The sequence below is a fragment of the Leptothoe sp. LEGE 181152 genome, from assembly GCF_032906605.1.
Lineage (GTDB): Bacteria > Cyanobacteriota > Cyanobacteriia > Phormidesmidales > Phormidesmidaceae > Leptothoe > Leptothoe turfae.
In genome coordinates this window covers 137,045-163,577 of sequence record NZ_JASATU010000062.1, presented here as the reverse complement: position 1 = coordinate 163,577, position 26,533 = coordinate 137,045, and the positions used below count along the sequence as shown (strand labels likewise).

Below are 26,533 nucleotides of genomic sequence, written 5' to 3'. Positions count from 1 at the left end.
ATGGTAGTGTTGACGCGACTGCTATGCTATGAAGCGTGCCCCCTCAAAAAATTTGAATTTACATCACTAATCCCCTGAATTAGGGCAGCTTACAGCCACAACCTTCCAGGGGTACTTTTTGTGAAATATCCTTGGAATTCAGCTGTGAATGGCTAGACTATGAGCAATCCTAAAAAGTAAGCCTACTGAGCATGCAGGTTACTTAGCCTCACTGCTGATCCTGGACCGTCAATGCGCAAAAAAATCCTAATTCTGGCAGCTAACCCTAAAGATGTCACCCGCCGTCGGTTAGATGAGGAAGCTCGGGATATTCGTGAGGGCCTGGAACGAGCAAAAAAGCGGGATGAGTTTGAGATTGTACAGCGGTGGGCGGTGCGACCTCGCGATCTACAGCGGGCCATGTTGGATGAGTCGCCGCAGATTGTGCATTTTACGGGCCATAGTGAGGGGACGGCTGGTCTGGTCTTTGAGGATGAGGTGGGAAATGCCAAATTAGTAACTGGGGATGCACTGGCTAAACTGTTCAAATTGTTCAAACAAGAGTGCAAATGTGTTGTTCTGAACGGTTGTTATTCCCTGGAGCAGGCAGCTGCCATTGCTGAGCATGTTCCCTATGTGATTGGTATGCGTCGGGCGGTGAAGGAGCAAGCAGCGATTGAGTTTGCGGTGGGGTTTTACGATGCTCTAGGTAGTGGACGACCGGTAGAGTTTGCCTTTGAGTTTGGCAAAACAGCGATGGAGCTACAGGGTGCGGGTGATTCGGATATGCCTGTACTGTGGCCGGATGCATTTACGGAGGTGGATGAGCCGGAACTGGCAAGGTCGCAGACTGGGTTAAAGCTGGGGGCTCCGTTTCCTAGGGTGCGGTTACCGGAGAACTATGTGGAGCGCCCGGACGCGATGAAGGCAGTGAAAGACATGCTGCTGGCAGAGGATGAGCGCACGCTGGTGGTAAGTGCGATTTCCGGATTAGGGGGTTTAGGAAAATCGGTCTTAGCGACGGCTTTAGTTCTGGATCAAGAGATACAGGCTCGTTTTTCGGATGGGATTTTGTGGGTCACGTTAGGACAAAACCCTGACCTGTTGACCATGTTGGGGGATTGGATTCGAGAGTTGGATAAGTCGCGGGAGAGTTTTTCTGCAAATACGTTGGCAGCGGCTTCGCGGTATTTGGGAAATTTGTTGGCTGAGCGGCGAATGTTACTGGTGGTGGATGATGTGTGGAATGCAGCTCATGTGGAGTGGTTTCGGGCGGGTGGTTCTGGCTGTCAGGTGTTGGTAACAACAAGAGAGGCTGTGATTGCTGGAGCAGAGCGATACAGCTTGGATTTGATGACGCCGCAGGAGGCACTGAACCTGGTTAAAGGGGAACTAGGAACAAAGTGGACAGCAGAGATGGAAGAACCTGCGCTAGAGTTTGCGCGGATGGTGGGATACCTGCCATTGGCAGTACGATTGATGGCCGTTCAGGTGGCACGGGGGCGGAAGTGGGCAACTCTGAAAAAGGCATTTTTAAAAGCTGCGAAGGGGCTGCAAGCACTGGACTATCCTAGTGTGCGCCTAAAAGATCTCTCGGAAGAGGAACAGCGAAAATATAGCTTGCAGGCATGCTTTCAGGTGAGTTTGGAGCGACTAAAAGAGGATAGCCTAGAGTATTTTGAACGGTTTGTATGGCTGGGAATTTTGCCAGAGGATGTGATACTCCAACAGCAGATGGCGACAACGCTTTGGGATGCGGAGGATTGGGAATCGGAAGAGACTTTATTAACGCTGTATGAGCGCTCCTTTTTGACTAGTGGGATTACTACGAGCGAGGGAGAACCCACTTATCGGGTGCATGACCTGATGCACAATATGGCCCGCAATTTGATTGAGCAGGGTAATCTGGAACTCTCCGTTGATAAGCAGTGTGACCTTGCTGGTAACAAACAACAGAATCTTACATTAGCCCACCGGCAACTCTTGGAAAGATATCGCGACACTTGCACTAATAAATGCTGGTATACCTTACCCAAGGATGATTATATTCATCGTCATTTGACCTGGCACATGGAGCAGGGAGATTGGATTGATGAAATTCATTCACTGATGGTAATGTCGGATGTTAAGGGACGTAATGCATGGTTTGAAGCATGTGACAGGATTGGACAACCGGCAATTTTTGTAGAGGATTTGGCGCGGAGTTGGCGGCTGACGGAGCAAAGCTACAACCAGGAAAGAACTCGTTCAATTGAGCTGGAATGTCGGTATGCCCTAATGACAGCAACGCTTAACAGCTTGATTGCGAACTTGCCCATTGACATAATGGCGGAGTTTGTAAAACAAAGCTTTTGGTCGGTGGAACAAGCATGGGTCTATGTAGAGCAGATGCAGAATGAAGCAAGAATTTTTACAGCAATTCAGGTATTAGCATCCTACTTATCAAAATCGCTATTTCTAGTTGCAATTGAGAATGCCTATGGAATTCAGACTGAGTACATACGAGCCGATGTTTTGAGTCAATTAGCGCAACAGGATGGGGGTGATTTAGACAAAGTATTGGAAGCTACTCTTAGTCTTCAGTCTAAGTACAAACGGGTCGATGTTTTAAGCCAGTTAGCGCAACAGGACGAGGCCTACGTTAAGGAAGCATTGGAGGCTGCCCGTCAGCTTCAGAATGAGGACAGGCGGGCCTCTATTTTGAGCCAATTAGCACAACGGGATGAGACCTACGTTGAGGAAGCATTGGAGGCTGCCCGTCAGCTTCAGAATGAGGACAGGCGGGCCTCTATTTTGAGCCAATTAGCACAACAGGATAAGGCCTACTTGGAAGAAGCATTGGAGGCTGCCCGTCAGCTTCAGAATAAGGACAGGCGGATTAGTATTTTGAGCAAGCTAGCGCAGCAGGATGGAGCTTACTTTGAGGAAGCATTGGAGGCTGCCTGCAAACTTCAGAATAAGGACAGGCTAGTTTTTGTTTTAAGTGAGTTAGCACAACAGAGTGGGGCCAATTTAGACAAGGTATTGGAAGTTGCCCACCAGATTCAGTCTGAGTACAGACGAGCCTCTGTTCTGAGCCAGTTAGCGCAACAAGACGAGGTTTACTTTGAGGAAGCATTGGAGACTGCCCGCCAGATTCAGTCTGAGTACAGACGGGCCTCTGTTCTGAGCCAGCTAGCGCAACAGAATGAGGCTTACTTTGAGGAGGCATTGGAGGCTGCTCGTCAGATTCAGAATGAAGACAGGCGGGCCTTTGTTTTAAGCCAGTTAGCACAACAGAGTGGGGCCAATTTAGACAAGGTATTAGAGGCTGCCCGTCAAATTCAGGATGAAGACAGGCGAGCCTTTGTTTTAAGCCAATTAGCGCAACAGAATAAGGCTTATTTTGAGGAAGCATTGGAGACTACCCGCCAACTTCAGAATGAGGATAATCGAGCCTCTATTTTAAGCCAGTTAGCACAACAGAATGAGGCTTACTTTGAAGAGGCATTAGAGGCTGCTCGCCAGCTTCAGAATAAGGACAGTCGGGCCTCTATTTTGAATGAGTTAGCGCAACAGAGTGGGGCTAATTTAGACAAGGTATTGGAGGCTGCCCGTCAGATTCAGGATGAAGACAGTCGGGCCAATGTTTTAAGCCAGTTAGCGCAAAAGGATAAGGCTTACTTTGAAGAGGCATTGGAGGCTGCTCGTCAGATTCAGAATAAATACAGTCGGGCCAATGTTTTAAGCCAGTTAGCGCGACAGGACGAGGCCTACTTTGAAGAGGCATTGGAGGCTGCCTGCCAACTTCAGGATGAGGATAGATGGGAGAAAGGACGGGCCGATGTTTTAAGCCAGTTAGCACAACAGGATGGGGCCAATTTAGACAAGGTATTAGAGGCTGCCCGTCAAATTCAGGATGAATACAGTCGGGCCGATGTTTTAAGCCAGTTAGCACAACAGGATAAGGCTTACTTTGAAGAGGCATTGAAGGCTGCCCGTCAAATTCAGGATGAATACAGTCGGGCCGATGTTTTAAGCCAGTTAGCACAACAGGATAAGGCTTACTTTGAAGAGGCATTGGAGACTGCTCGTCAGATTCAGAATAAATACAGTCGGGCCAATGTTTTGAATGAGTTAGCGCAACAGAGTGGGGCTAATTTAGACAAGGTATTGGAAGCTGCTCGTCAGCTTCAAGATGAAGACAGTCGGGCCTTTGTTTTAAGCCAGTTAGCGCAACAGGATAAGGCTTACTTTGAAGAGGCATTGGAAACCGCCCGTCAGATTCAGAGTGAAAACAGACGGGCCGATATTTTAAGTCAGTTAGCGCAACAGAGTGGGGCTAATTTAGACAAGGTATTGGAAGCTGCTCGTCAGATTCAAGATGAAGATAGACGGGCCGATATTTTAAGCCAGTTAGCGCAACAGGATGAGGCTTACTTTGAAGAGGCATTGGAAGCCGCCCGTCAGATTCAGAGTGAAGACAGTCGGGCCAATGTTTTAAGCCAGTTAGCGCAACAGGATGAGGCTTACTTTGAAGAGGCATTGGAAGCCGCCCGTCAGATTCAGAGTGAAAACAGACGGGCCGATATTTTAAGTCAGTTAGCGCAACAAGTTCCTAACGATCGTCTACTCAATCTCAAAACAGCAATTACTGACATTACCCATAAACCCACAGCAGCAAAAGCTCTTAGCAACAGTCTCGTCCACTTCCCTCTTGCCAACTTATCCTATACCAACTGGAAATCATTCCTCCACCTCCTTGCCTACCGCAAACGCAGCTACCTAATGCAAGACCTCGTCACTCTCTATCCCGCCATCATCCACCTCGGCGGCGAAGAAGCAATGCGCGGCGTAGTCGATGCCATGAAAGACGTCTGTAGCCAGTGGAGATAACTCCCACTAGTTCGCCCCACTCAACGTAAACGCAGACCAATCTCTCTTCTTCTTGAGAAATAAAAACAACAGTCGCCTACGGATCACCAGGCAACAACTTGGCAATAGACTCAATCAACAACTCATGTAGCTACGTTAGTTCCTCTATCGGATCTCTTGACCATAAAAATTGAGACGTGCAACTTAAGCCCATAGCAGAAAAAGAGGTAAACTTTCGTCCCCTTACACCCATCGCCCGGCGGGAATCCTGAACCAACTCCTTCAGAATAATCTCAGCCAGAGAGCACTGACAAAAGCTAATCTGACCATCAATGAAAACAGCGGATCACCTATGAGGAGAATAGGACGAGAAACCAATCATCCGAGAATGCTTGGGCAGGGTGATTAGTGCCCACGGCTAGCACTAGTAAGCCTGCCAACCATCCCAGTCGCCGATTTACTCGTCCCATTCTGTTAGATCAACTTGAGCGCACAAGGGGTTTAACAGACCCATCTAGAGATATTCCCCAGATTGCAGCACACAGCAAACCGTAACTTTATAAAAAAGGACCGTAGCTTCACATATGGCTCGGTAGGGGTGTACTGCTGTGCGCCCCTACTGCCCCCATCATCCACAGGTTTTATTAACAAAGTCACACCCAAACACAAAGGGCTCCTGCCAGCTGAGGGGAATCTCTAACAAATCCCTGGTACCCGTAATTCCCTGACCAATAAAAAACAACAGAGCAATACAGTTCAAAGCAATATGGACTTTTCGCCAGGTCTTAGATTTATAAATCTCTGGCAAAATTGCTAACGAAATGATCATCAGCGTCGCCGCAATCATGCCGTAGTAATAGTGAGACACTTGCCACTCATAGGTACGACGAAACACGCCATCCTGACTACCCAAAATCCATAGGCCTGCAGTGGTCAGGGCAGCAAACAGACCACGCCAGAGCTTTTGTGGAGCTGTTGCCCGGTATAAACACACTAATGAGCCTATGGTGAACAAAAACATGATCGCGATAAATATCACTGTGCCCTGCGGTACTGGGCTATCTGTCGCCGCTTTCTTAACGATGTTCTTGATGATTGGATGCCCTACTCCAACTAAGGTTAGACCCACAACAGCACCCGTTAGCCACTTGCCTAAATTGACATGCTCTTTACCGACTACGGGTGGAATTTTGGATTTTTCTTTTGCCTGCACCGCTAGACGACGCTGCCGAGTCTGAAGTGCAAAATAGGACACCATACCAATAAGCGGGAATACCACACTTACCGCCAGTATCGGATGCATGAGTCTAAGCCAATCGTTGATGGTCATCGTTCTCTCACTTGCTGGTTAATGTCTGCTGGATAACAACTAGTATTTTGCAATAGTTCAGGAAAACTACTGTGCCGGATTTCTGAATTTCAGGATCACTGTAAACGGACTAGAAACCCGCTGCATGATGAAACTAAAAATAGTAGCTGATGACTAGCTGAAAAGTTTAAAGATGACAATTCACTGAGCTCTCAGCAAATTTTCAGCCCAGTATGCAACTTATTGAACAGTTGGGGCAACACCTATATGTGTAAGTTGAGCGTGGCATACATCCAAATTCGTGCCGTATTCGTAACCTTACATAGACTTAATTCTATTAATGCGTATTACTCGTGGAAGAATCCATGGTTCGGATCAGTAAACCAGCCTTGCAACGACCGCTTTCTATTTCTAACGCGACGGTAGTGATGGTAGCCGTAGTTGCGATCGCTCTCGCCATGGCCTTTGCATGGTTTACAGGCGAGGGGAAAATCAGCCGGATTTTTGCCCAGCTTAATTTGTTACAGCAATCTCCACCCATGTGGCTAGAGGCCCCCATGGTGGCAGGCCACTATTTAATTTTTCCAACGGTCGCCCTGTTTTTGTTTGCAGTAGCGATCACTCGAATTTCACCCCAACCCAAACCCTGGTCACGCACCCTGGTGGTGGCTGTCTTGCTCATCTTGGTAATTCGCTATGTGTCGTGGCGCAGCCTGTCTACCTTAAATTTTGATGATCCCCTCAATGGTCTGGCTAGCACGGTGCTGTTTGCCATGGAAATGCTGGGATTGCTAGTGAGCATTATCCAACTGGTGCTGCTGCTGCGGGTGCGAGACCGCCATGCCCAGGCGGATCAAGTGCAGCAGGCGGTAATGGATCAGACGTTCCTGCCATCGGTGGCGGTGTTTATTCCCACCTATGATGAGCCGGAGTTTATTTTGCGGCGCACCATCATTGGCTGCCAGGCGATGGATTACCCAAATAAAAAAGTCTATCTGCTGGATGATACACGGCGGCCTGAGATTCAGGCCTTGGCGGCTAAGCTAGGCTGCGAATATCAGACTCGTCCCAATAATCTCCATGCTAAGGCGGGGAATTTGAATAGTGCGATCTCAAACACCGACAGCGACTTAATCGCCTCCTTTGATGCCGATTTTGTCCCTACCCGCAACTTTCTCCTGCGCACGGTTGGTTTTTTCCAAGATCCAACCGTAGCTTTGGCACAAACTCCCCAGAGTTTTTATAACCCTGATCCCATCGCCCGTAACCTGGGTCTAGAAGATATTCTCACGCCTGAAGAGGAAGTATTTTATCGGCAAATCCAACCGATGCGAGACGGCGTGGGCAGTGTCGTCTGCTCTGGTACATCTTTTGTTGCCCGACGCAACGCCCTGGAAGCAGCCGGAGGATTTGTCACCGACTCTCTAAGCGAAGACTACTTTACGGCAGTTCGTCTGGCCTCCAAGGGTCACAAAATTATTTACCTGGATGAGAAGCTAAGTGCCGGTCTAGCGGCTGAGAATATTACAGCCCACGCCATTCAGAGACTACGCTGGGCTCGGGGTACACTGCAATCTTTCTTTATTGAAACGAATCCACTGACAATTCCAGGATTAAAGCTGATCCAACGCCTGGGGCACCTGGAAGGTATTTTGCACTGGTTTACCAGCATATCCAGGATTATTTTCTTAATTGCACCCCTATTTTATGCATTCGGTGTGATTCCCATTCGTTCCACCCCCGAAGAAATTATCTATTTCTTCTTGCCCTATTACTTTGTGCAGATCACCGTTTTTTCCTGGCTAAACCACCATTCGCGTTCCGCCATTCTTTCGGATGTCTATTCGCTAGTGCTAGCATTTCCTCTGGCAGCAACGGTCATTCAGGCACTGCTGTCACCCTTTGGCACAGGGTTTAAGGTCACTCCCAAGGGCACATCCAGTCAAAGCTTTCGGTTTAACTGGAGCCTAGCCTGGCCTCTAATGCTCATGTTTGTGCTGACGGCCTGTAGCATCTGGTTAAATTTGGGAGAATGTTTGGCACGCGGCAACTGGGCATTGGAAGTAACGCCTGAGGCTGTAGCCCATTTACGGGGTCTCGGCATCGGCTGGATCTGGAGCTTGTACAACCTGATGATGCTGGGTGCGGCTTTGCTGGTGTTGCTAGATGTTCCTCGCCCTAACCCTTACGATTGGTTTGATCTGCGTCGGGTGGTGCGTCTACAAATTGGCGATCGCATCTGGTGGGGCACCACAACAGCTATTTCAGAAATTGGAGCTCAGATTACCCTTACTCAGCGAGGATTACCCCAATTGGCACCTGGGGAAACTCGACCAGTACAACTCTCCATTAGCGAAGACCTGATTTCTCTACGCGGGGTATTAACCAGTGTGAGCAATGATGGGGAATTTCCCTGCGTTAACGTGCAGTTCCAAAATGTCACCCTACCCGAAACTCGCAAAATGGTTGAGCTTTTGTATTGTCGTCCCGGTCAGTGGAAACGTTGGAATACACCAGGTGAGCTGCAATCCCTCTGGATTTTAATCAAAACGCTCTTCCGACCACGGGTACTCACAGGTGACATCCGAGTTAAAGCAATGACTGTAGCCAAAGGATAAATCAGCACTAAATGGGTATCACGTAAGTCAGGAAATTTTGGCTAGTCATCGCAGGGCATAGCTTCGACGGTGAGCGGTTCGGCTGAGCTCATCGTCGAAGCCTCAGCCGAACCCCACAAGGGAATGCCCCGACAGGATTGTCCATTGTTAATCAGGTTTAAGACATCCGAATTCGTATTACTTCCGAGTACTATCCTTAGGAACATGCCCCACTCAAAACTAAGCACCTGGAACTAAGCACCTGGAACTAAGCACCGAGAACTAAGAGCACCAAGAACTGAAACCAGCATCACCTAAATAGTGGATAACGCAGCGCGCTGATAGGTGTAACATCCACAGCACTACTATCGATAAATGCATTGATCATATTGGATGCAAATGGGCTCACCAAACTAAGTTCATGGGGCTCTAAACAACTCAGCAGCTTATCTATTAGCAGCTTTGTTCCTTGCATTGTCATTTCCCAAGAAATGCCGATTTGACCATATACCACCCGACACAGAGGTACCAACTCCTCTACAATTACTTTTGAATTGCTCTGCAAAAAGCTAAGCCATAGATAGACCTGAAACATGTTGAAATCCCGCAGCGAAGAATGCCTCACATCGGGATTATCCAGGCGACCTCTACGGCCACAATAATAGGGAAAGTCCTGACTCCATGGTGTATACGTTGCCCTGGAAATGTCAGAAATCATGGGCAACATGCGTTCAACCACCCCAAACACGGGTCCGCCTACCCTATGGTTTCCTGCGGCAACACATAGCCTGCGCCATGGCACAGCAATGTGGTCCTCTAAAAAGTGAAGGTAAGGACTCATCAAAGCTTGCTCTACCGGGTCTAAATCTTGCAATAGCAACGTATTCGTCAAGTTTATCTGTGTTGTCATAAACCCCAAATTCTTCCCACCATCTGAGCGAATGCTCTGAGCCCCAAACCGATCGAGAAGCGGCTCTAAAATACACGACAGTTCATTCAGATTAGGAACCTTAAAAAGTTGGCCCAAACGATCTAATGGAAAATGCTCTAATTCCCACTCTGAGACCGTTAGTACAGCTGGATAGGCTTGATAAAACTCCAGCAATTGCCGGTAAACACAGCTCGCTAGTCTAGCCAGGCTTGTAATCTCCTGCAAGTCTAAGTCATCAAACTGGACATAGAAGTCTTTAGCTCTGACCGCAGCAAGCTTGCATGACTCCACAACCCTTTGGTCATTTAGTTTTTCCGATACTTTTCTACAGCCCGGTGCTTGCAATGATTGATATATCTCTCCAATAATCAAAGATCTTGCACTGGCTTCTAACGCAGAAAAATCAGGGCGATAACGTGCGGCCCAAACATCACCTAAATGGCTAACTGTTTCTACCTGGGAGCGATGAGAGCTATTTAGCATATTAGATAATCTTTGCTACGTAGAATGATTCCTCAGATACCTCACTCAGACTATTGAGCGTTAGCTCAATTAGAAGATAGTTCTATCTCTCATTGTTGCTATGCATCAACTGTCAGCAAAACAATTCATCTTGAGGATAAGATAAAACAGCTTGCTATTACCTTCTATTCAAAGTAATCTACTTAATCCCTATAAGCAGTGCTTTTCACCAAAAGTTAGTAGAATTTTTGCCATCTCTTTATCAAATTCAAGGCATACAAATCAAGAATTATTGTTCCAATTCAAACAACCTTTAAAGAGCTATTTAAACACAGCATCTATCCTTTTATTTGTTCCAAAAAGAAGCTTTAAAAGTTACTCGGCATAAGTAATCCCCAATCCGAATTCATTGATACCGGGCACCGGACACTGCACCGGGCACCGGACACTATCAGGCAGGATTTCGCATCAGCACCGAGTAGCTTTATTTAGGCACTAGAGGATCGACGCTAGAAGATCTAAGGGGAACATTTATTGAGTTAGACCATCTACACAGTAGGTATCGATCGATATGAATACTCTCTGGTGGTGTCAGTGATTAGAGAATTGCCATTCCTGTTTTTGAAGCAGCTAAGACTCAACTCTTATTTGAAACCTCACATTCTCTTATCTAAAAGATGTTTATTTTCATAGCTACGGTTTGAGAATAAAGTAGCCACAAAACTATTCTAGTCGCCACAAAGGATAGTCTCCTCCAGCTAGTACGGGAGAACGGCCAGTTTTAGATGCGATCGCATCTAACAATTCCCCGGTTGCATAGGGAACAAAATAATCACTATATCCTGCTGGAATGTCAGGTAGCTGACCAGGTTTAAACAAAACAAAGTCAGTTTCAGGCGTCACTGCATAACTCAATGAAATCATGCTGCCTAACCCCGTCGATCCCAATTCAGCAATTACCAAGGGTTTTGTAGTTTGCCGAATAACCTCTCCCATCACATTACCGTGATAATTAATATTCTTATTCCACCAGGTAAAGGATGCTGCACTGAGGGTGTTAGAGACTAATCCCATAACCAACAACAGGACTAAAATACCCTGCCCCCAAAACCGATATAGTCCCCGGTCAGACAACATCAGCTGTCGTAACCAACCTGCCAATATTAACGTCACCATCAGCAAGGATGGCATAAAGTATCGGGTACTGATAGATAACTGCCCACCATTAATCAAATCAGGCAAAATCAACCCTAAAGCAGGCACCATCAGGGTCATTATGCAGAAGGCCATTGTAGGGGGCGGAGTCACCAACAGCAACTGCCATAGAGCCATCAACAACAATGCCAACACAATAGGGGGCACCCAGTAAGTGTACGAATGTTCCAGCGACAACCCCAGATCAATCACGGTTGAGCTGAGATGCAGTCCCCACAATTTGATTAGCTGGCCTAACGGTTGTCGAAACGAGGTCCATTCAGTTGCTGACTCTAACTTGGCCCTGTTACTCAATATGACCAATAGCCAAGGAATAAAGGCTAAAAATGCTCCACCAAGAGCGATCGCAAACCGTTGCCAATGTTGTCGTGAACCACTGATCAACACATACAAGCTGTGGGCTACTATCACCAAAATACTCAACAGCGTCGTGTATAACATCAATGCAACACTGAGACCGTAAAACCCCCACGGACGTACAACCGTTGCCAAGGAAGAACGGACCACGATAGCACTGCTGGAGTATCGGCCAGAAGAACGCATTGCTCTGATTAAAAAGCCGTTGGCCACCAAAATCAAACAAGCCCACAGACTATATTCTCGAGCCTCTTGAGCGTAGAGCAGCTGTACGGGTGACAGCGCCATAAGACAGGTGGCAATTAGGCCAGCCCAGTGATCTTGCCAAAGTTGCTGACAAAGCCAGTAGGTTAACGGCAATAAGGCTAAACCAAATACAATAGCCAATGCTCGAAACGATGTTATGGAAGGTGATAAAACTCCTACCCACAAGCGTTCTAACAGATAAAACAAGGGTGGATGTTCTGGGTGGCTGACCAGAGCAGACCAGGTATCGCCCCAACGTCTGGGCTGAGGAAATTGCTGCAGTTCCTGTAGCTCAGATGCTGATATTACAGGCGCTTGAGTCACTTGCTTTTCAAGCGCTTTGCCTGAGTGGCCTAATACTCGAATTGTTGTGTATACTTCGTCATGCCAGTAAACTTTGTGGGCGGCATTAGTGCAGCGCAATGTAATGCCCACCAACAGACAGACAACCAACAAAATCTGCAATCGCCTTTTAATGACTGCAATTGAACGAGAACTAACCACGGCTTAGGTTTGCAATTAATTGCAACCATCAGTTGTTAAGTTATCAAGCATACGCTACTTTCCTGGCGCTCGCAGCTATATAAGCACTGTAGCTAGATCTAGAGTAGGCGTAGCTGTTGTAAATCCGGCGAATCCGACGATTTTTGTTTGCGTTTTTTAGGGGGTGTAATGTTCCCATGGGCGACAAACCATGTACGTAAATCACTACACTGCTGAGCGTCCAAATTGTCTAACTCTAGTGCGGTCGGGAACAGGTTGGGGGCCTCAGTAGCGGCCCAATCTGTCTCACTAGGGTAGCGTTCAACGCCAAAAGGCATCACATTTTTGGGCATACGCCCTAAATAGGGCACAACATTATCGCTGTGTAAGAATTTTTCCCGTTGTTGTTCTAATTGTTGTACACGGCGAGATCTCGTTTGCCGATAGTCCAAAATTGGCTCTGGATATCCCTTGGTGGGCGGCGGTGTCCCTAGCTGTTCTGGGGGTAAGTGGGCCAGTTCTGGCACCCAGTGCTTAATAAACAGCCCTTCTGGATCACAGCGGTCAACGGCCACCTGCTGAGGGTTATAAATACGCGTCCAGGTCTTATCCACACAGTGGGTCACGCCCGACTGCATAGCCCACTGATAATGGTCAATCGGGCAGTCACCATCAATTAGGTGACGCATAAAGTGCAACGCTCCATAACGCCAGTCCATGCCCAGCAGATTGCTGAGAAAACTGGAATAAATAGCCCGCGATCGAAAATTGAGGGATAAATACCCACCAGTGGCCTGCAAACAGCGCGCCGCCGCATCCACCATGGGAAATCCGGTCTGCCCATGCTGCCAAGCCTGGTAAAGGTCCTCGTCGAAGTCCCAGCCGTCGTCGTCAAAAATTTTGTATAGCGATCGCAGCTCCAATTGAGGCAGATAGCGAAAACGCTGGGTAAACCCATTTCCCCAACGCAATCGAGAAATCAGCTGATGGTAGCTACGTTGAATACGGCGGTCACCCCGGTCATCAGCCCGTTGAATAGTCTGTACACACTCCCGGACAGAAATTACCCCAAACTTGATATGCGGGCTTAGCCCCGTTGTAATTTCCGCACTGGGGTAAGACAGTTGCCAATAGTAGCGATCGGCTTTCTCGGCTAAAAACTGCTGTAGTTGCCGTCGCGCTGCCTGAGTACTGCCTATGGGAATCGGCTTATCATCCAAACTATGCCCCAGCTGTTCTAGATCAGGCAGCTCATCACTGACCACTTCAGCAGGCACCTCTACCCAAGATGGCGCAGGCACCAATGGCATTGCCATCTCTTGGTACCACCATTGACGGTACCGAGGATAGGCCATCAACTCTGACCGGCTAGCAGGTGGTTCAAACCAGCGAATTTTCATCTGCTGAGCGGCTAGCACTCTATGGAGATTGGCATCGCGAACTCGACCATAGATGCGCTCACAGTCGGTATAGCTATAAATGCCCTCAGCCTGAGTTTCCCTAATCAGACGGGGCAACACATCCACTGGGTTACCACTACGCAAAATTAAGCGCCCCCCAAGATGGCGCAAATCCTGATGCAGATGACGCAAACAGTCCACCATAAAAGCGACTCGAGCAGCCCCCGTTTCTGGATGCTTTAGCAACGCACGATCAAACACAAACACCGGTATGACTGCGCCACGACGTGCGGCTCGATAAAGGGGCTCATGGTCATATATCCGCAGGTCACGACGGAACCACACTAGGGTCCGATTCATCAGCGCCTCCTAGCCCAGCAGATTACATCCATACCTTTGGTGCTCGCTATAATTCGCTGCCTAAATGATAAAAACTTTTTTGTTTTATGGCCCTAGACTAGCCTCTTTTTAGTTCAAATGTACTATTATTGATGTCACAACCATTAGAACGTTTGTCCTATGTCTCGGTCTGATCTGTATACACCACGCCGTCGTCCAGCACCCCAAAGACGGCCCCAAAGACGTCATGAAAGACACCCCGCAGGTTATTACGTCAAAGCACGTTCATCCCGGTCATCGCAGCGACCCAATTGGCTATTTGGCAGCATTGCACTAGCGACCTTAGCACTTATTCCCCAAGATATATGGTCGCGCATTTCCATGCCGATCTCTACTCAGCCTACCCAGTCACAGTCTGTGCAGCCATGGTATCTGAATCGCACCAAGGCGACTCAAACATGCGAGACAGTCGTAAATGCCGACCAGCGTCTTTCCCGTGGCCAATTAACTAAATTTTTAGTGATTGCCCAAGATTCAGCCCAGACAATCGTCCATGAAACCATTTCTAGCCCCTATTGCACATTGTCTAAAGCAAATCAAAGCAAGCAAAGCGAGGCCTATCCCTTAGAGTTTGACCCAGACACCTGGTTTGTCGTCAATTACGAGCAAGGCCTCTATAAAAGCTACGACTTTGTCTTCAAAGTCGATTAGCAGCTACTACATATTCAACTCTCGCAGCAGGCCATCACAGGCATCCATCAATAAATTAATCACATAGTCAAACCCATCTGACCCACCATAATAGGGGTCAGGCACTTCCCGGTCAGAATGTGTCTGGCAAAAATCGCACATCCGCTTTACTTTGTGCGCGTATTTCCCAGACGGGTCAAGGGCCAAAATATCGCGATAGTTACTGTCGTCCATGGCTAGCACCAGATCAAATTGATCCAGGTCAGACACTGTAAACTGTCTTGCCCGACCGACTAGTTTAATGCCGCGCTTTTTAGCAGCAGCTGTCATACGGCTATCTGGAGAGCTGCCGATGTGATAGCTCGATGTTCCTGCAGAATCACAAACCACCTTCGATTGCAAACCTCGTTGCTCCAACAGGTGGTTCATGATGTTTTCTGCTGATGGAGATCGGCAGATATTGCCTAGGCAGACAAATAAGAGTCGGGTCGTCATGGCAGAAACTCGATGAACGTAGAGAAATTGGCTATACAAAAACGACTAGCGATCATTACGCTAGCCGCCTTTGGGCAAAAACTATTTCTATGGACTTAGAGGCCTGGAAGCTGTAAACCACCCGTCAACTCTTCCATACGCTCACGCATGGTCTCTGTAGATTTGAGATAAGCGTCACGCATAGCGGCTGATACTAGGTCAGAGAGAACCTCTGCCCCTTCATTCATCGCTTCAGGGGAAATAGAAACCCGTTTGGGCTCCTGATTGCCACTGAGGATAACTTTAACCAAGCCACCGCCAGACTGGCCTTCAATTTCCATTAGTTCAAGTTCTTCCTGGAGTTTCTTAGCTCCCTCTTGAACTTGCTGAGCCTTTTTAAAGGCTTCGCTCAGCTCTTTCATTTTTCCAAGACCGAAGCCAAAACCTTGCCCTTTGCTCATAATTGGCGGCGTGATTTTACTAAATGAACTGTCAAACTATACGTCGCCTTGGCAGGAATTGCAATCGCTACTCACACAGTATCGGCAACTGTCCATTGGCTCATACAGCCTGAAAGTCTCCTAGAATCTGCACCTCAGGCCTTAGTTGCAAAGACCATTTGTCATCTACAATGCCCTGAATATGTCGGATCAGCTTGAAAATATCGCTAGCGGTTGCACCACCACAGTTGAGAATAAAGTTGGCATGCCGCTCTGCCACTTGAGCTTGCCCCACTTTGAATCCCTTCAGACCTGATTGTTCAATCAGCCAGCCTGCACTTTTGGGCTGAGGATTGCGAAATACACTGCCACAGCTGGGTAAATGATAAGGCTGGGTGGATCGGCGCTGCTCTAGATCGGCAGAGGTCTCTGCCCGAACTACTTTTGGCTCATGGCCAGGCTGTAGTTGAAACGTGGCCTGGGTCACAATCCGTGGATCGGCTTGTAGAACAGAGGTTCGATATTGAAACTGCAGCTGCTCAGGAACCAGGGTTTCTAGAGAGCCATCTGGATTTAACACCTGAGTACTCACCAAAATTTCTTGGGTATCACTGCCATGGGCTCCCGCATTCATGACAACCGCTCCACCAACGGTTCCTGGAATTCCTACAGTCCACACCAGCCCCCTCCAGCCGCGTTTAGCCACTTTCCAAGCTAATGTGGCCATGGGCATACCGGCAGCGACAGTGACTCGACCTGCCTCATCAAACTGAGTTTGCCGCAGATAGCGGGTACAAATTACCAGACCGGGTAAACCGCGATCGCTAATCAGCAAGTTGGAGCCAGCCCCCAGACGAGTAATGGGTAACCCTTCAGCATTTGCCCACTGAACACAGGCCTGTAGCTCGCTGACACTGCGGGGGGCAGCAAACCACTCCGCTGGCCCACCCACCTTAAATGTGGTCAGACTTGCCAGGGGATACTGGGCCTTAGCGATACAGCCGGTACTCGTAAGTTGCTTTTCAATGGCCATTGCTAAAAATACGGATTAGAGAAGTTGTTGCCAGCCGAAATTTTCATCTTGGCACAACATGATTGCTGGCTGTGTCCTAAACACTTGTCAGGGCGGTTTTTTCAGATTGCTTGGCTTGATAGTCCATCACATCTGGAATGACCTGGTTTAGATTACCTGCCGTTAGAAAAATAACCAGATCGCCCGGCTGCAACAACGCCGCCAACTTTGCTTTCACGTCATCTAGAGTAGCTGCATAACTTACCTGGGTATGGTGTTCACCAATGGCACTAGTGACATCTTCGCCCGTAATTCCCGAGGGATTTTTCTCTCCAGCACTATAAATGTCAGTGACAATCACCTGGTCTGCCTCGGCAAATGCCATTGAAAACTCCTGCAGTAGCGTTGTAATGCGGCTATAGCGATGGGGCTGAAACACAGCTACTACAAGGCGTTGGTTAACACCTTCTAGACTCTCCGTACTTTTTACTTTGGCCGCTGCCAGGGTTACCTTAATTTCACTAGGATGGTGGGCATAGTCATCAATAAACAATATGTTGTTGTGAAACCCACGGTGATCAAAGCGACGCTTAGCACCTTCAAAGGTAGCCATGATGGTGGAGATCACATCAAACTCTACCCCTAATCGGCGAGCCACAGCAATTGCCGCCAAAGCATTACTTAAGTTATGACGCCCTAAAATCGCCAGGTGTAATTCCCCCAGACGCTGGCCTCTTTCCCAAATCTCCGCCGTTGTCCCTTGCGATGTTTCACAAATATCTGTGGCAATATAATCAGCCCCTGACTCGGGCCGCAAACTGTAGGTGACGTTAGGCTGAATCTGGTTCATAACCGTCTCACAATCAGCGCTACCAATCACCACATCGCACTGATGTGCAAAGTGTTTGAAAATGCCTACTACCTCATCCAGAGTGCTGTAGTGATCCGGATGATCTAGTTCAATGTTAGTGATAACACCAATTTCAGCTGACAGTTTCACTAGGGAGCCATCAGACTCATCTGCTTCAGCCACCATATAATCGCTGGTCCCCACATGGGCGTTCCCCTGCCATGCCGCGACCTCACCTCCGATAACGATAGAAGGATCGATGCCGGCCTTAAGCAGCAGATACCCCACCATGCTGCTAGTGGTGGTTTTGCCATGGGTGCCTGCGATCGCAATACCCTGACTTTCATTCATCAGGGCAGCCAAAATATCAGAGCGATGGAACATAGGACAGCCAGCATCCATAGCAGCCTTATATTCAGGGTTACTAGGACCAATTGCCGTAGAACAAACCACTTGGGGCAAGACCTGCGTATCGTCCGCTAGCGTCTGGGTTGCCTGAGCAATATTGTCAGCTTCTTGACTCCAAAAAATGTGGACACCTTTCTCTTGCAAGCGCCGAGTAATGTGAGTTAAATGGCAGTCAGACCCAGACACTGGTAACTGCCTTTCGGCCAGTACATAGGCCAAAGCTGACATACCAATGCCACCAACACCAATAAAGTGTAATGGTCTGCCATTAAAATCTACTGCCATTGGCATAAAACTTACCTCACACACCACACACAGATATTTCAGGCGTATAATACCAGGAATCTATAGAATGGCTACACACCCAACTCCCAGGGTTCGCCATTTCGCGCAATTTACTAGGTACCAATCCTTAAAACTTCAACATTGATTCCAGGAAAGCGATATATGCTGGATCTTCGTCAGAACTTCACGCAGATTCCTGAGACTGACTTGTAAGCCAATACCGTGAGCAATTATACTTAATTTCAATATAGAACGATAATCCATTTGTTAAGCCCGGGCATCCCTTTATCACATGAATTTGGCACAGGCTTGACTGTGATATCTACGAGCCCGGGCTGTTTAGACAATGGGATATCATTGATTTTGCTAACGCAAACGCTAATTTGACGCAGTTGTACGACAGAGGGTAAGCGCAGTGATTAGAGTAGCTATCAACGGTTTTGGGCGCATTGGACGCAACTTCCTACGCTGTTGGTTAACCAGAGAAAATTCAGGATTTGACATTGTTGCAATCAACAATACCTCGGATCCTAAAACAGCTTGTCATTTGCTGAAGTATGACTCCTTGTTGGGACGTTTGGATGCAGATGTTAGCTTCACCGACGACACCATTACCGTCGGCAATAAGACTATCAAATGCTGTTCTGATCGCAACCCCAACAATTTGCCTTGGGGCGCTTGGGATATTGATCTTGTAATTGAATCCACAGGCGTTTTTGTTAGTGAAGAGGGCGCACGCCGCCACTTAGAGGCGGGAGCTAAGCAGGTTCTGATTACAGCTCCTGGTAAAGGTGGCAACATTGATACATATGTGGTTGGCGTTAATGCTGACCAGTATGTTCACGGCAAGAATCCCATCATCAGCAACGCTAGCTGCACCACTAACTGCTTAGCTCCCGTAGTTAAGGTCGTTAACGACGCCTTTGGCATCATCAAAGGAACAATGACCACTACCCATAGCTATACAGGTGATCAGCGCATTTTAGATGCTAGCCACCGTGATTTGCGCCGTGCCCGTGCAGCTGCCATCAACATTGTGCCGACATCCACCGGTGCTGCTAAGGCCGTGGCTCTAGTTATTCCTGATATGAAGGGTAAGCTTAACGGTATTGCAATGCGCGTCCCCACACCCAACGTTTCCGTCGTTGACTTGGTTGTTCAGGTTGAGAAGAAGACAATCAAGGAAGAAGTTAACGAGGCCATGAAAGCTGCTGCTAGTGGCTCTATGAAGGGAATTCTGGGCTATACAGAAGAGCCTCTTGTTTCCATCGACTATCGTAAGACTGATGAATCTTCGATTGTTGACTCCAGCCTAACGTTAGTTATGGATGGTGACATGGTTAAGGTTGTTGCTTGGTATGACAATGAGTGGGGCTATAGCCAACGCGTTGTTGATCTAGCTGAGGTTGTTGCGGCTAATTGGCAAGCATAACCCACATAGCTTTCTAAGCATTCAAAGCCCGCTGTATCTTGTATGCAGCGGGCTTTGTCTATAAATAACACATCCAGTGGATAGTGGTTCCCATGTCTCAAGACTTAAATGTTATACGGTCTGCTCTACTTGAGACCTATAGCGATTGAACAAATGTTGGTATTTAAGAATACGATCAAAGTCTCCTAAAGCTAAACAGGTCGTTTTCAAGGTGTTGAGTGCCTGCTGTTGCAAATTCAAGTTTTGCAGTGCTAAACACACCTGAAGTCGTTGTTCTTGATAGCGAACAACGTCATCCGTCTGACCTAAAGCATCATAGTTAATGCTTAAACTGTCTAAACTTTGTTCTTGAGCCCTTAAATCACTTAATTCTCGGGCTAATTGGAGACGTTGTTTCAGATAGCCAACCGCCAATTGATAACGGCCTAATGCGTAGCAAGCAGTCGCTAAGTTACGCAAAATTTTGATCGCTGCCGATTTATCCAACCTAGGATTGTCTATATCTAAAAGTCTGCTGTAGTATTCAACAGTTTTGCCATAGTCACCGATACGATGATAGAGGTTGCCAATATTGCGTAAGATTTGAGCTATATCTTTGGAACCTTGATGTGATTGTGCTAATTGCAAGCTTTGTTCATAACAATCAATGGCCTGAGGATACTGACTTTTTGCTTTATAGGCTAAACCCAAGTTGTTAAGGCAACGGCTCAGCACCTTATCGTTATTCAGTTCTTTAGCTAGCTCATAACCTTGCCACAGAGCATTGAGCGCTTTATCTAGATCATTCAGGTGGCGATAGCTATTACCAATTTGATCTAGAGCTGACATTTGCAAATAAACATAGTTAGAGGCGTTAGCAATATCAAGGGCTCTGCGAGCCGAGTCTAAGGCCCAGAGATAACGCTTTTGACTATACTGAGTCAGCGCGATGGCATGATAAATTTTGCCTTCTAAGAGGCAATCACCCGTTGGATTCAGGCTATGCAAGGCAATTTGCAATGTGTCTAATGCAGACGAGTATCGACCCTGACGATGGTAAGCCAATCCTTCCTTGAGATAGTGATCAGCTATCTTATCTGCACTACTCTGCGCCGCAGGCAGTTGACTACCGGAGATCACTATTGGCGAATCCTTATTGTGCATACTCAAATCTCCAGGAAGCTTAGTCAGCCCAGTTAGTCAGCTCAGGTAGTTAGCTCAGGTAGTCAGCGCAATGCGAGCATGAATCTACGTACGCATCTATACTAATGTGCTCGTTGAAAGCCCCATAACCGTACTAACCCCTAGTTGATTGCCACGGTCTCTAGTTCAGCTAAATAGCTGACCATAATATGGGCCGTCAGTTAATCCCTATGATGGAAAGAGACACCCATCGCTATAGGCAATTATTTTGACCGCGTCCGTATTTGCAGCCGAACATCTACTTTTTGAGCCCGCTGCCCCCCACTCCGATGCAGTTCCCGTTATTTTCGCGTTTCCCAACGAATATTCCGTTGGGATTACGAGTTTGGGGTATCAGGTAATTTGGGCCATGTTGGCCCAGCGCAGCGATCTGGCCGTGGGCCGTCTGTTTACAGACTTGGCCAGTGGTCTGCCTGCCAAGCCTGAGCTCATGGGGTTTTCGGTGTCCTGGGAATTGGACTATATCAATATCTTAAATTTGCTAGAGCAGCAGCAGATTCCTGTTCGTAGCAGCGATCGCACCTCCGATCATCCCCTCATTTTTGGCGGCGGTCCGGTCCTCACCGCTAACCCTGAACCCTTTGCTGACTTCTTTGATATTGTTCTTTTGGGCGATGGTGAAGATCTGATTCCCACTTTTATAGACACCTATCAAACTGTACGGGACGCCAGCCGATGGGAACAGTTGAAGGCTCTGGCCCAGGTCCCTGGCATCTACATACCCAGCCTCTATCAGCCCATATACGACGCCCCCACCGGACCCATCAGTCGAGTAGAACCCGCCGATGGTGTCCCCGCCGTTGTCAAAAAACAAACATATCGAGGCAATGTGCTGCTAGCCTCAACGGTGGTTACAGAAAAGGCTGCCTGGGAAAATATTTTTATGGTGGAGGTGGTGCGCAGCTGCCCCGAGATGTGTCGATTTTGCCTGGCCAGCTATCTAACGCTACCGTTTCGTACAGCTAGTCTGGATGAATCGCTCATTCCTGCCATTGACCGTGGCTTGGCAGTCACCAAACGGTTAGGGCTATTGGGGGCCTCGGTAACTCAGCACCCAGGGTTTGAAGAGCTACTGGACTATATTAATCGGCCCGAATACGATGATGTACGGCTAAGTATTGCTTCGGTGCGCACCAATACCGTCAATGAGAAACTAGCCCATACGCTGGTTAACCACGGGACCAAGTCCATCACCATTGCCGTGGAAAGTGGTTCAGAACGGGTTCGTGAAACCATTAATAAAAAGCTTGAAACCGCTGATATTGAACGTGCTGTCGTCAATGCTAAAGCGGGCGGTCTCAGCAGCGTTAAGCTCTACGGTATGGCCGGTATCCCCGGTGAAACGGAGACCGATTTAGAGGATACGGCCAACATGATGCTGCAATTAAAGAAGGCGGCTAAGGGAGTGCGGCTCACCCTAGGCTGTAGTACGTTTGTCCCTAAGTCCCACACCCCATTTCAGTGGTACGGCGTGAACCCTAAAGCAGAAAAGCGGCTGAAGTTTTTACAGAAGAAGCTGCGATCGCAAGGCATCGATTTCAGACCAGAAAGTTACAACTGGTCAGTTATTCAAACTTTGATTTCCAGAGGCGATCGACGCATTGGCCAGCTATTAGAACTCACCCGCCACTACGGAGATTCCTTGGGCAGCTACCGTCGGGCATTTAAGGAACTAAAAGGGCAACTTCCCCCCCTAGAGTTCTATGTCTATACAGATTGGTCAACAGAGCAGCCCTTACCCTGGGACCACCTAGAAGGGCCTCTGCCTAAACCCACACTGATCAAACATCTACAGACAGCAGAGTCTTACATGGATGAACCTAGGTTGTGTCGTTCTATGCCCACAGCTAACGTATGTGGATCCGTTTGAACTCAAAGGCAACATCACTGTTTACGCTAAAACGTGACACTATCTTTTTCCAAACAATAAACGGCAACGTAATTGGCCAAAGTACCCCTGAAATGATGACAAAAGACCAGTTAAGTACACTTGCTTTGGAAGCATCGGTATCCTTAAAAAATGCATATGACGCAATTAAGAAAGTGACACTAGCGGGCAATAGGTAGTACAAGTAGCTCATAATCAAATCAGATACTTATCAGATATTTCAGAGCATAGACACAGAAAGCCAACAGTCGATAAGCATAGAAACTATACGCTCACTCACCTCTCCACAGAAGTCAACTGTTATACCACCCCCAATGATTCACCTGGCCCAGTAAATGCTGGGCCGCCTGCAAAACTGACATCTCAGCAATATCAATTTTGGGAATTTCTTGACCGCGACGCACCAAGTCATGACGGTAAGTACGATCATAATAAGTCAAGATAATTGCAGCCGCAGCTGCCAGTTCCCCCTTCTTAATGTGCTGAACGGCCTCCTGGGTACGTAGTCCCCCCAAACGCTTGCGGAGACGCTCAGTAGCGGCTGTTAACTCATCTAAGTTTGCTTGACCATAAACATCCACCAAAATTGCCAACCGTTCTGCCTCGGAGCGAACCACCTCCAGGGTGGGAGCCGCTTCCATCTGGTCCACAATTTCCTCCGGTACTCGGCAGGTACCCACACGGCGACTTTCCGCCTCAACCCAAACAGGGCGCTGAGGGTTAAAGGTTGCCCATTGCTCAGCAATCAGATTTTCAAACTGCTCAGTACTGGGCTGGGGGGGCAACATCAGGGCTCCATAGCTGCTGCCACGATGATTGGCTAAACCTTCTAGGTCTAAAACCTGTTCTCCTAACTTTCTAAGGGCATGGAGAATATCGGTTTTGCCTGTGCCAGTCATACCGCCCACCACAATCAGGGTTCGAGGGGTGGCTAACGTGGTTCTCACCCAGTGGCGAAAAGCCTTGTAGCCCCCTTTCAACAACTTGACCTCTAAACCACTGGTCTCTAAAAGCCAGCCAACAGACCCACTGCGCATCCCACCACGCCAGCAGTGCACCCTGACCTGACGCTCCGGAGCCAAAGCCTTAGCCTGTTTAACTAAACCCACCATTTTAGGAGCCACTAACTCCAACCCCAATTCAACGGCAGTCTCTTGTCCCTGCTGTTTGTAGCAAGTGCCCACCTGAGCCCGTTCTTCATCCGAAAACAGAGGAAAGCTCAAGGCTTCAGGCAGATGCCCCTGGGCATACTCCCCAGGACTACGCACATCTAAAATCGGACCGGGGGCCTGCCAAAAGTCAGAAATTGGGAGAAGTTGGGTCACCACATAGTTACTGAAAAAACAAATGAAACCTCTCAGGATTTCACCCTCTGATTGTAAAAGGCGCTTGTCCCTCCACAGCAGGGACAACATTGCCAATGTGACGGCTATGGCTATATCCCTGAGTCTTTAAAGCACTCAAGCAATCATTGACACGGTTCTGGGGAATGGCTGCCACGAGTCCTCCAGAGGTTTGAGGGTCAAACAAGAGTGGGTAATTGGAGTGATGGGGGTGAGGATTATGTAAGTGCTGTTCAATCTGCTGATTACGTTTTTGGAGAGAGCTAAGATAGCCTGCCTCAAAACAGGTGTGCGCGCCGGGCAATACAGGCAAAGCATCCAGATTCAAATCTATCGCTACCTCAGGCCGCAACATTTCATGGAGATGGCCCAATAAACCAAATCCAGTCACATCCGTACAGGCCACTACACCATGTTTTTGGAAACACGTGGCAGCCATCTGATTTGACTGCACCATAGTGGCCACAGCAGCTTCGATCCACCGCCCTTTAGCCGCCCGCTGCATATCTGCCGCAAATAATACCCCCGTCCCCAGGGGCTTAGTCAAAATTAAGCCTAAACCAGGTCGCAAGTTTTGTTTGGTCAAAATCTGATCGGCAGCAACCCAACCGTTACAGGCAAAACCTAGAGATAGCTCTGGACCTTCGGTGGTGTGCCCGCCCACGAGCCAGGTCTGGGCAGGGGCCAATGCCTGGTAGGTCCCTGCCATCAATTGATAAAGGGTCTCCGTTTGGAGAGTATCTGTTCCGTAGGGCAATGTAGCCAGCGCTAAAACCGTTTGGGGCGTTGCCCCCATGGCAAAGAGATCGCTTAAACAGTGGTTCACACAGATCTGCGCAAACGTGTAGGGATCATCCACAATGGCTCGAAACTGATCCACCGTTTGCACGGCTAGCTTGTCAGCGGGCATGGCAACTACGGCAGCATCATCCGGTGCATCTAAACCGACCTTGACGGGGTTCGACCAGTGCTCCATCTCTGGAAATTCTGCCCTGGCGCGGTTTAAGGCCCGACTCAGCACTGAACTACTGACCTTGGAGCCGCATCCGGCACAGTGGAGCGTCATGGTTGCACTCTCCGGTGTCATCTTGCTACCGCTTACCATGGGGGGGAACTGATCAAACAGCGCCATAAATTTGCCATCGATCTGATGTTTCCAGCGCCGAAACCATATAGATTCAGCAGACCAGCGACCGCGAGATGCGATCGCCCCCCCCATGCCCAAATCAATTATGTTGAGAAACTGACGCTGGGGCTTAAAGGGCTTGAGGGATTTTCCAGAGAAATAACGCTGCAGATTGTTATATAGGGGGGGGCCTTGTCGCACAGCAAATACCCCAGCCTTAGGACGGCGATGGTTCGCCATGGTAGCCACATCCCCCACAGCAAATATATTGGAGTGGGACAAGGTTTGCAGCGTATCTTGGACCAAAATAAACCCATCTTTATCCGTTGATAGCCCCGTACGAGCCAGCCAGGGTGCGGCACTGGCACTGGTAACCCAAAACACGCGATCGCAACTCACCTTTAACCCCGACTCACAGTGCACCTGGACAGCCCCCGCTGTCGCCGGCTCCAATGCACAAACCGATTCTGATAAATGGGTATGGATATTGCGATCTCGAAAAATCTTAGCCAGCTGGCGTTGCGTCGTCCGGTTACGCCCCGTTGCTAATCGCGCCCCTCGATGAAACACATGGATATTTGCCGCTTCACCCACAACCTGCTGTAGCCGCACCTGCATGTTGAGGGCTAGCTCCACTCCACCGACACCACCACCGACAATGCCAATGGTGGCCGACTGCGCCTGATCTAATCCTTCTAAATAGTGATGCCAGGCTCGTAACAAGTTGGGCACAGGTTTGGCCGGAATTGCATATTCTTTCGCCCCCGGCACCGACACTGTCCCCGGTGTACTACCAATATCGATGGACAGAGCGTCATAGCGCATCGGCGGATGATGGTGACAGTGAATCAGCTGTTGATTCACATCAATATCAACCACCTCATCCATAATCAATCGGCAATTGGCAAACCGAGTCAGCGGCCGCAAATCAATATGGGACTGGTCAAAGTCATAGAGCCCTGAAATATGGCAAGGCAACATCCCAGAATAAGGAGTATCCACCAGGTTGGTAATCAGCGTCAGCCGCACCCCCGCCGGTAGACCGTTCATGCCAATTTTGCGTAGCACAATAGCGTGGGTGTGCCCTCCCCCCACAAAAAATAAATCCGTATGAATCGAAGTTGTCGCCTGCATAGCCATCAGGGAGCCAATAAAAACCGCGCACCGCGCCCACTATAGATAGCAGAAAAAATAGGGTGACGCGTGAATTTTTCCTGAAGAGCTGGTGCCA

16 protein-coding genes are annotated in these 26,533 nt (G+C 48.4%); 5 read left to right on the top strand and 11 right to left on the bottom strand.

The window, feature by feature from the left end; translation table 11 throughout:
• Window positions 1-231: 231 nt before the first annotated feature.
• Complete coding sequence (locus tag QGP82_RS28235) at window positions 232-4,854, top strand: NB-ARC domain-containing protein (RefSeq protein WP_499061684.1); 4,623 nt, start codon at window positions 232-234, stop codon at window positions 4,852-4,854.
• Window positions 4,855-5,461: 607 nt separating this feature from the next.
• On the opposite strand, the gene QGP82_RS28230 is transcribed toward QGP82_RS28235, so the two are convergent.
• Complete coding sequence (locus QGP82_RS28230; RefSeq protein ID WP_163668066.1) at window positions 5,462-6,163, bottom strand: DUF4079 domain-containing protein; 702 nt, start codon at window positions 6,161-6,163, stop codon at window positions 5,462-5,464.
• A 344-nt stretch (window positions 6,164-6,507) separates the two neighbouring features.
• On the opposite strand from QGP82_RS28230, the gene QGP82_RS28225 reads away from it, so the two are divergent.
• Window positions 6,508-8,760, top strand: coding sequence for a glycosyltransferase (locus QGP82_RS28225; RefSeq protein WP_499061683.1), 2,253 nt, complete (start codon window positions 6,508-6,510; stop codon window positions 8,758-8,760).
• Window positions 8,761-9,049: 289 nt separating this feature from the next.
• Here the strand turns inward: QGP82_RS28225 and QGP82_RS28220 are convergent, their stop codons facing one another.
• The 3 genes from QGP82_RS28220 to QGP82_RS28210 all read right to left on the bottom strand — a co-directional run bounded on the left by QGP82_RS28220 (window position 9,050) and on the right by QGP82_RS28210 (window position 14,193).
• Window positions 9,050-10,153, bottom strand: a complete 1,104-nt coding sequence (locus QGP82_RS28220) for a hypothetical protein (protein WP_499061682.1) — start codon at window positions 10,151-10,153, stop codon at window positions 9,050-9,052.
• A 702-nt stretch (window positions 10,154-10,855) separates the two neighbouring features.
• Complete coding sequence (locus QGP82_RS28215) at window positions 10,856-12,454, bottom strand: glycosyltransferase family 39 protein (RefSeq protein WP_499061681.1); 1,599 nt, start codon at window positions 12,452-12,454, stop codon at window positions 10,856-10,858.
• 98 nt (window positions 12,455-12,552) lie between these two features.
• Entirely contained in the window at window positions 12,553-14,193 is a 1,641-nt protein-coding gene (locus QGP82_RS28210) for an FAD-binding domain-containing protein (RefSeq protein WP_499061680.1), read from the bottom strand.
• Window positions 14,194-14,352: 159 nt separating this feature from the next.
• On the opposite strand from QGP82_RS28210, the gene QGP82_RS28205 reads away from it, so the two are divergent.
• A complete protein-coding gene (locus QGP82_RS28205; RefSeq protein ID WP_163668055.1) occupies window positions 14,353-14,883 on the top strand; it encodes a hypothetical protein in 531 nt (176 codons plus the stop codon).
• A 6-nt stretch (window positions 14,884-14,889) separates the two neighbouring features.
• Here the strand turns inward: QGP82_RS28205 and QGP82_RS28200 are convergent, their stop codons facing one another.
• The 4 genes from QGP82_RS28200 to murC all read right to left on the bottom strand — a co-directional run bounded on the left by QGP82_RS28200 (window position 14,890) and on the right by murC (window position 18,337).
• Entirely contained in the window at window positions 14,890-15,357 is a 468-nt protein-coding gene (locus QGP82_RS28200) for a low molecular weight protein-tyrosine-phosphatase (protein WP_163668053.1), read from the bottom strand.
• A gap of 95 nt (window positions 15,358-15,452) precedes the next feature.
• Window positions 15,453-15,800 (bottom strand): YbaB/EbfC family nucleoid-associated protein, encoded by a 348-nt coding sequence (locus QGP82_RS28195; RefSeq protein WP_163671767.1) that lies wholly within the window; start codon window positions 15,798-15,800, stop codon window positions 15,453-15,455.
• A 97-nt stretch (window positions 15,801-15,897) separates the two neighbouring features.
• Window positions 15,898-16,809, bottom strand: coding sequence for a UDP-N-acetylmuramate dehydrogenase (gene murB / locus QGP82_RS28190; RefSeq protein WP_163668050.1), 912 nt, complete (start codon window positions 16,807-16,809; stop codon window positions 15,898-15,900).
• Between the two features lie 76 nt (window positions 16,810-16,885).
• Window positions 16,886-18,337 (bottom strand): UDP-N-acetylmuramate--L-alanine ligase, encoded by a 1,452-nt coding sequence (gene murC / locus QGP82_RS28185; protein WP_499061679.1) that lies wholly within the window; start codon window positions 18,335-18,337, stop codon window positions 16,886-16,888.
• Between the two features lie 409 nt (window positions 18,338-18,746).
• Between murC and QGP82_RS28180 the strand changes: the two genes are divergently transcribed.
• A complete protein-coding gene (locus tag QGP82_RS28180; protein ID WP_163668046.1) occupies window positions 18,747-19,763 on the top strand; it encodes a type I glyceraldehyde-3-phosphate dehydrogenase in 1,017 nt (338 codons plus the stop codon).
• Window positions 19,764-19,874: 111 nt separating this feature from the next.
• Here the strand turns inward: QGP82_RS28180 and QGP82_RS28175 are convergent, their stop codons facing one another.
• The gene (locus QGP82_RS28175) at window positions 19,875-20,906 is read right to left on the bottom strand and encodes a tetratricopeptide repeat protein (protein WP_163668044.1); all 1,032 of its coding nucleotides are present in this window, start codon (window positions 20,904-20,906) and stop codon (window positions 19,875-19,877) included.
• Window positions 20,907-21,153: 247 nt separating this feature from the next.
• Between QGP82_RS28175 and QGP82_RS28170 the strand changes: the two genes are divergently transcribed.
• Window positions 21,154-22,815 carry a B12-binding domain-containing radical SAM protein gene (locus tag QGP82_RS28170; protein WP_163668042.1) on the top strand — a complete coding sequence of 554 codons (1,662 nt, stop codon included), beginning with the start codon at window positions 21,154-21,156 and terminating at the stop codon, window positions 22,813-22,815.
• A gap of 311 nt (window positions 22,816-23,126) precedes the next feature.
• Here the strand turns inward: QGP82_RS28170 and mnmH are convergent, their stop codons facing one another.
• Both mnmH and selD read right to left on the bottom strand, forming a co-directional pair.
• Entirely contained in the window at window positions 23,127-24,158 is a 1,032-nt protein-coding gene (gene mnmH, locus QGP82_RS28165) for a tRNA 2-selenouridine(34) synthase MnmH (protein WP_431732031.1), read from the bottom strand.
• Between the two features lie 40 nt (window positions 24,159-24,198).
• On the bottom strand, window positions 24,199-26,436 hold the full coding sequence (gene selD / locus QGP82_RS28160; protein ID WP_163702631.1) for a selenide, water dikinase SelD: 2,238 nt from the start codon (window positions 26,434-26,436) through the stop codon (window positions 24,199-24,201).
• Window positions 26,437-26,533 lie beyond the last annotated feature (97 nt).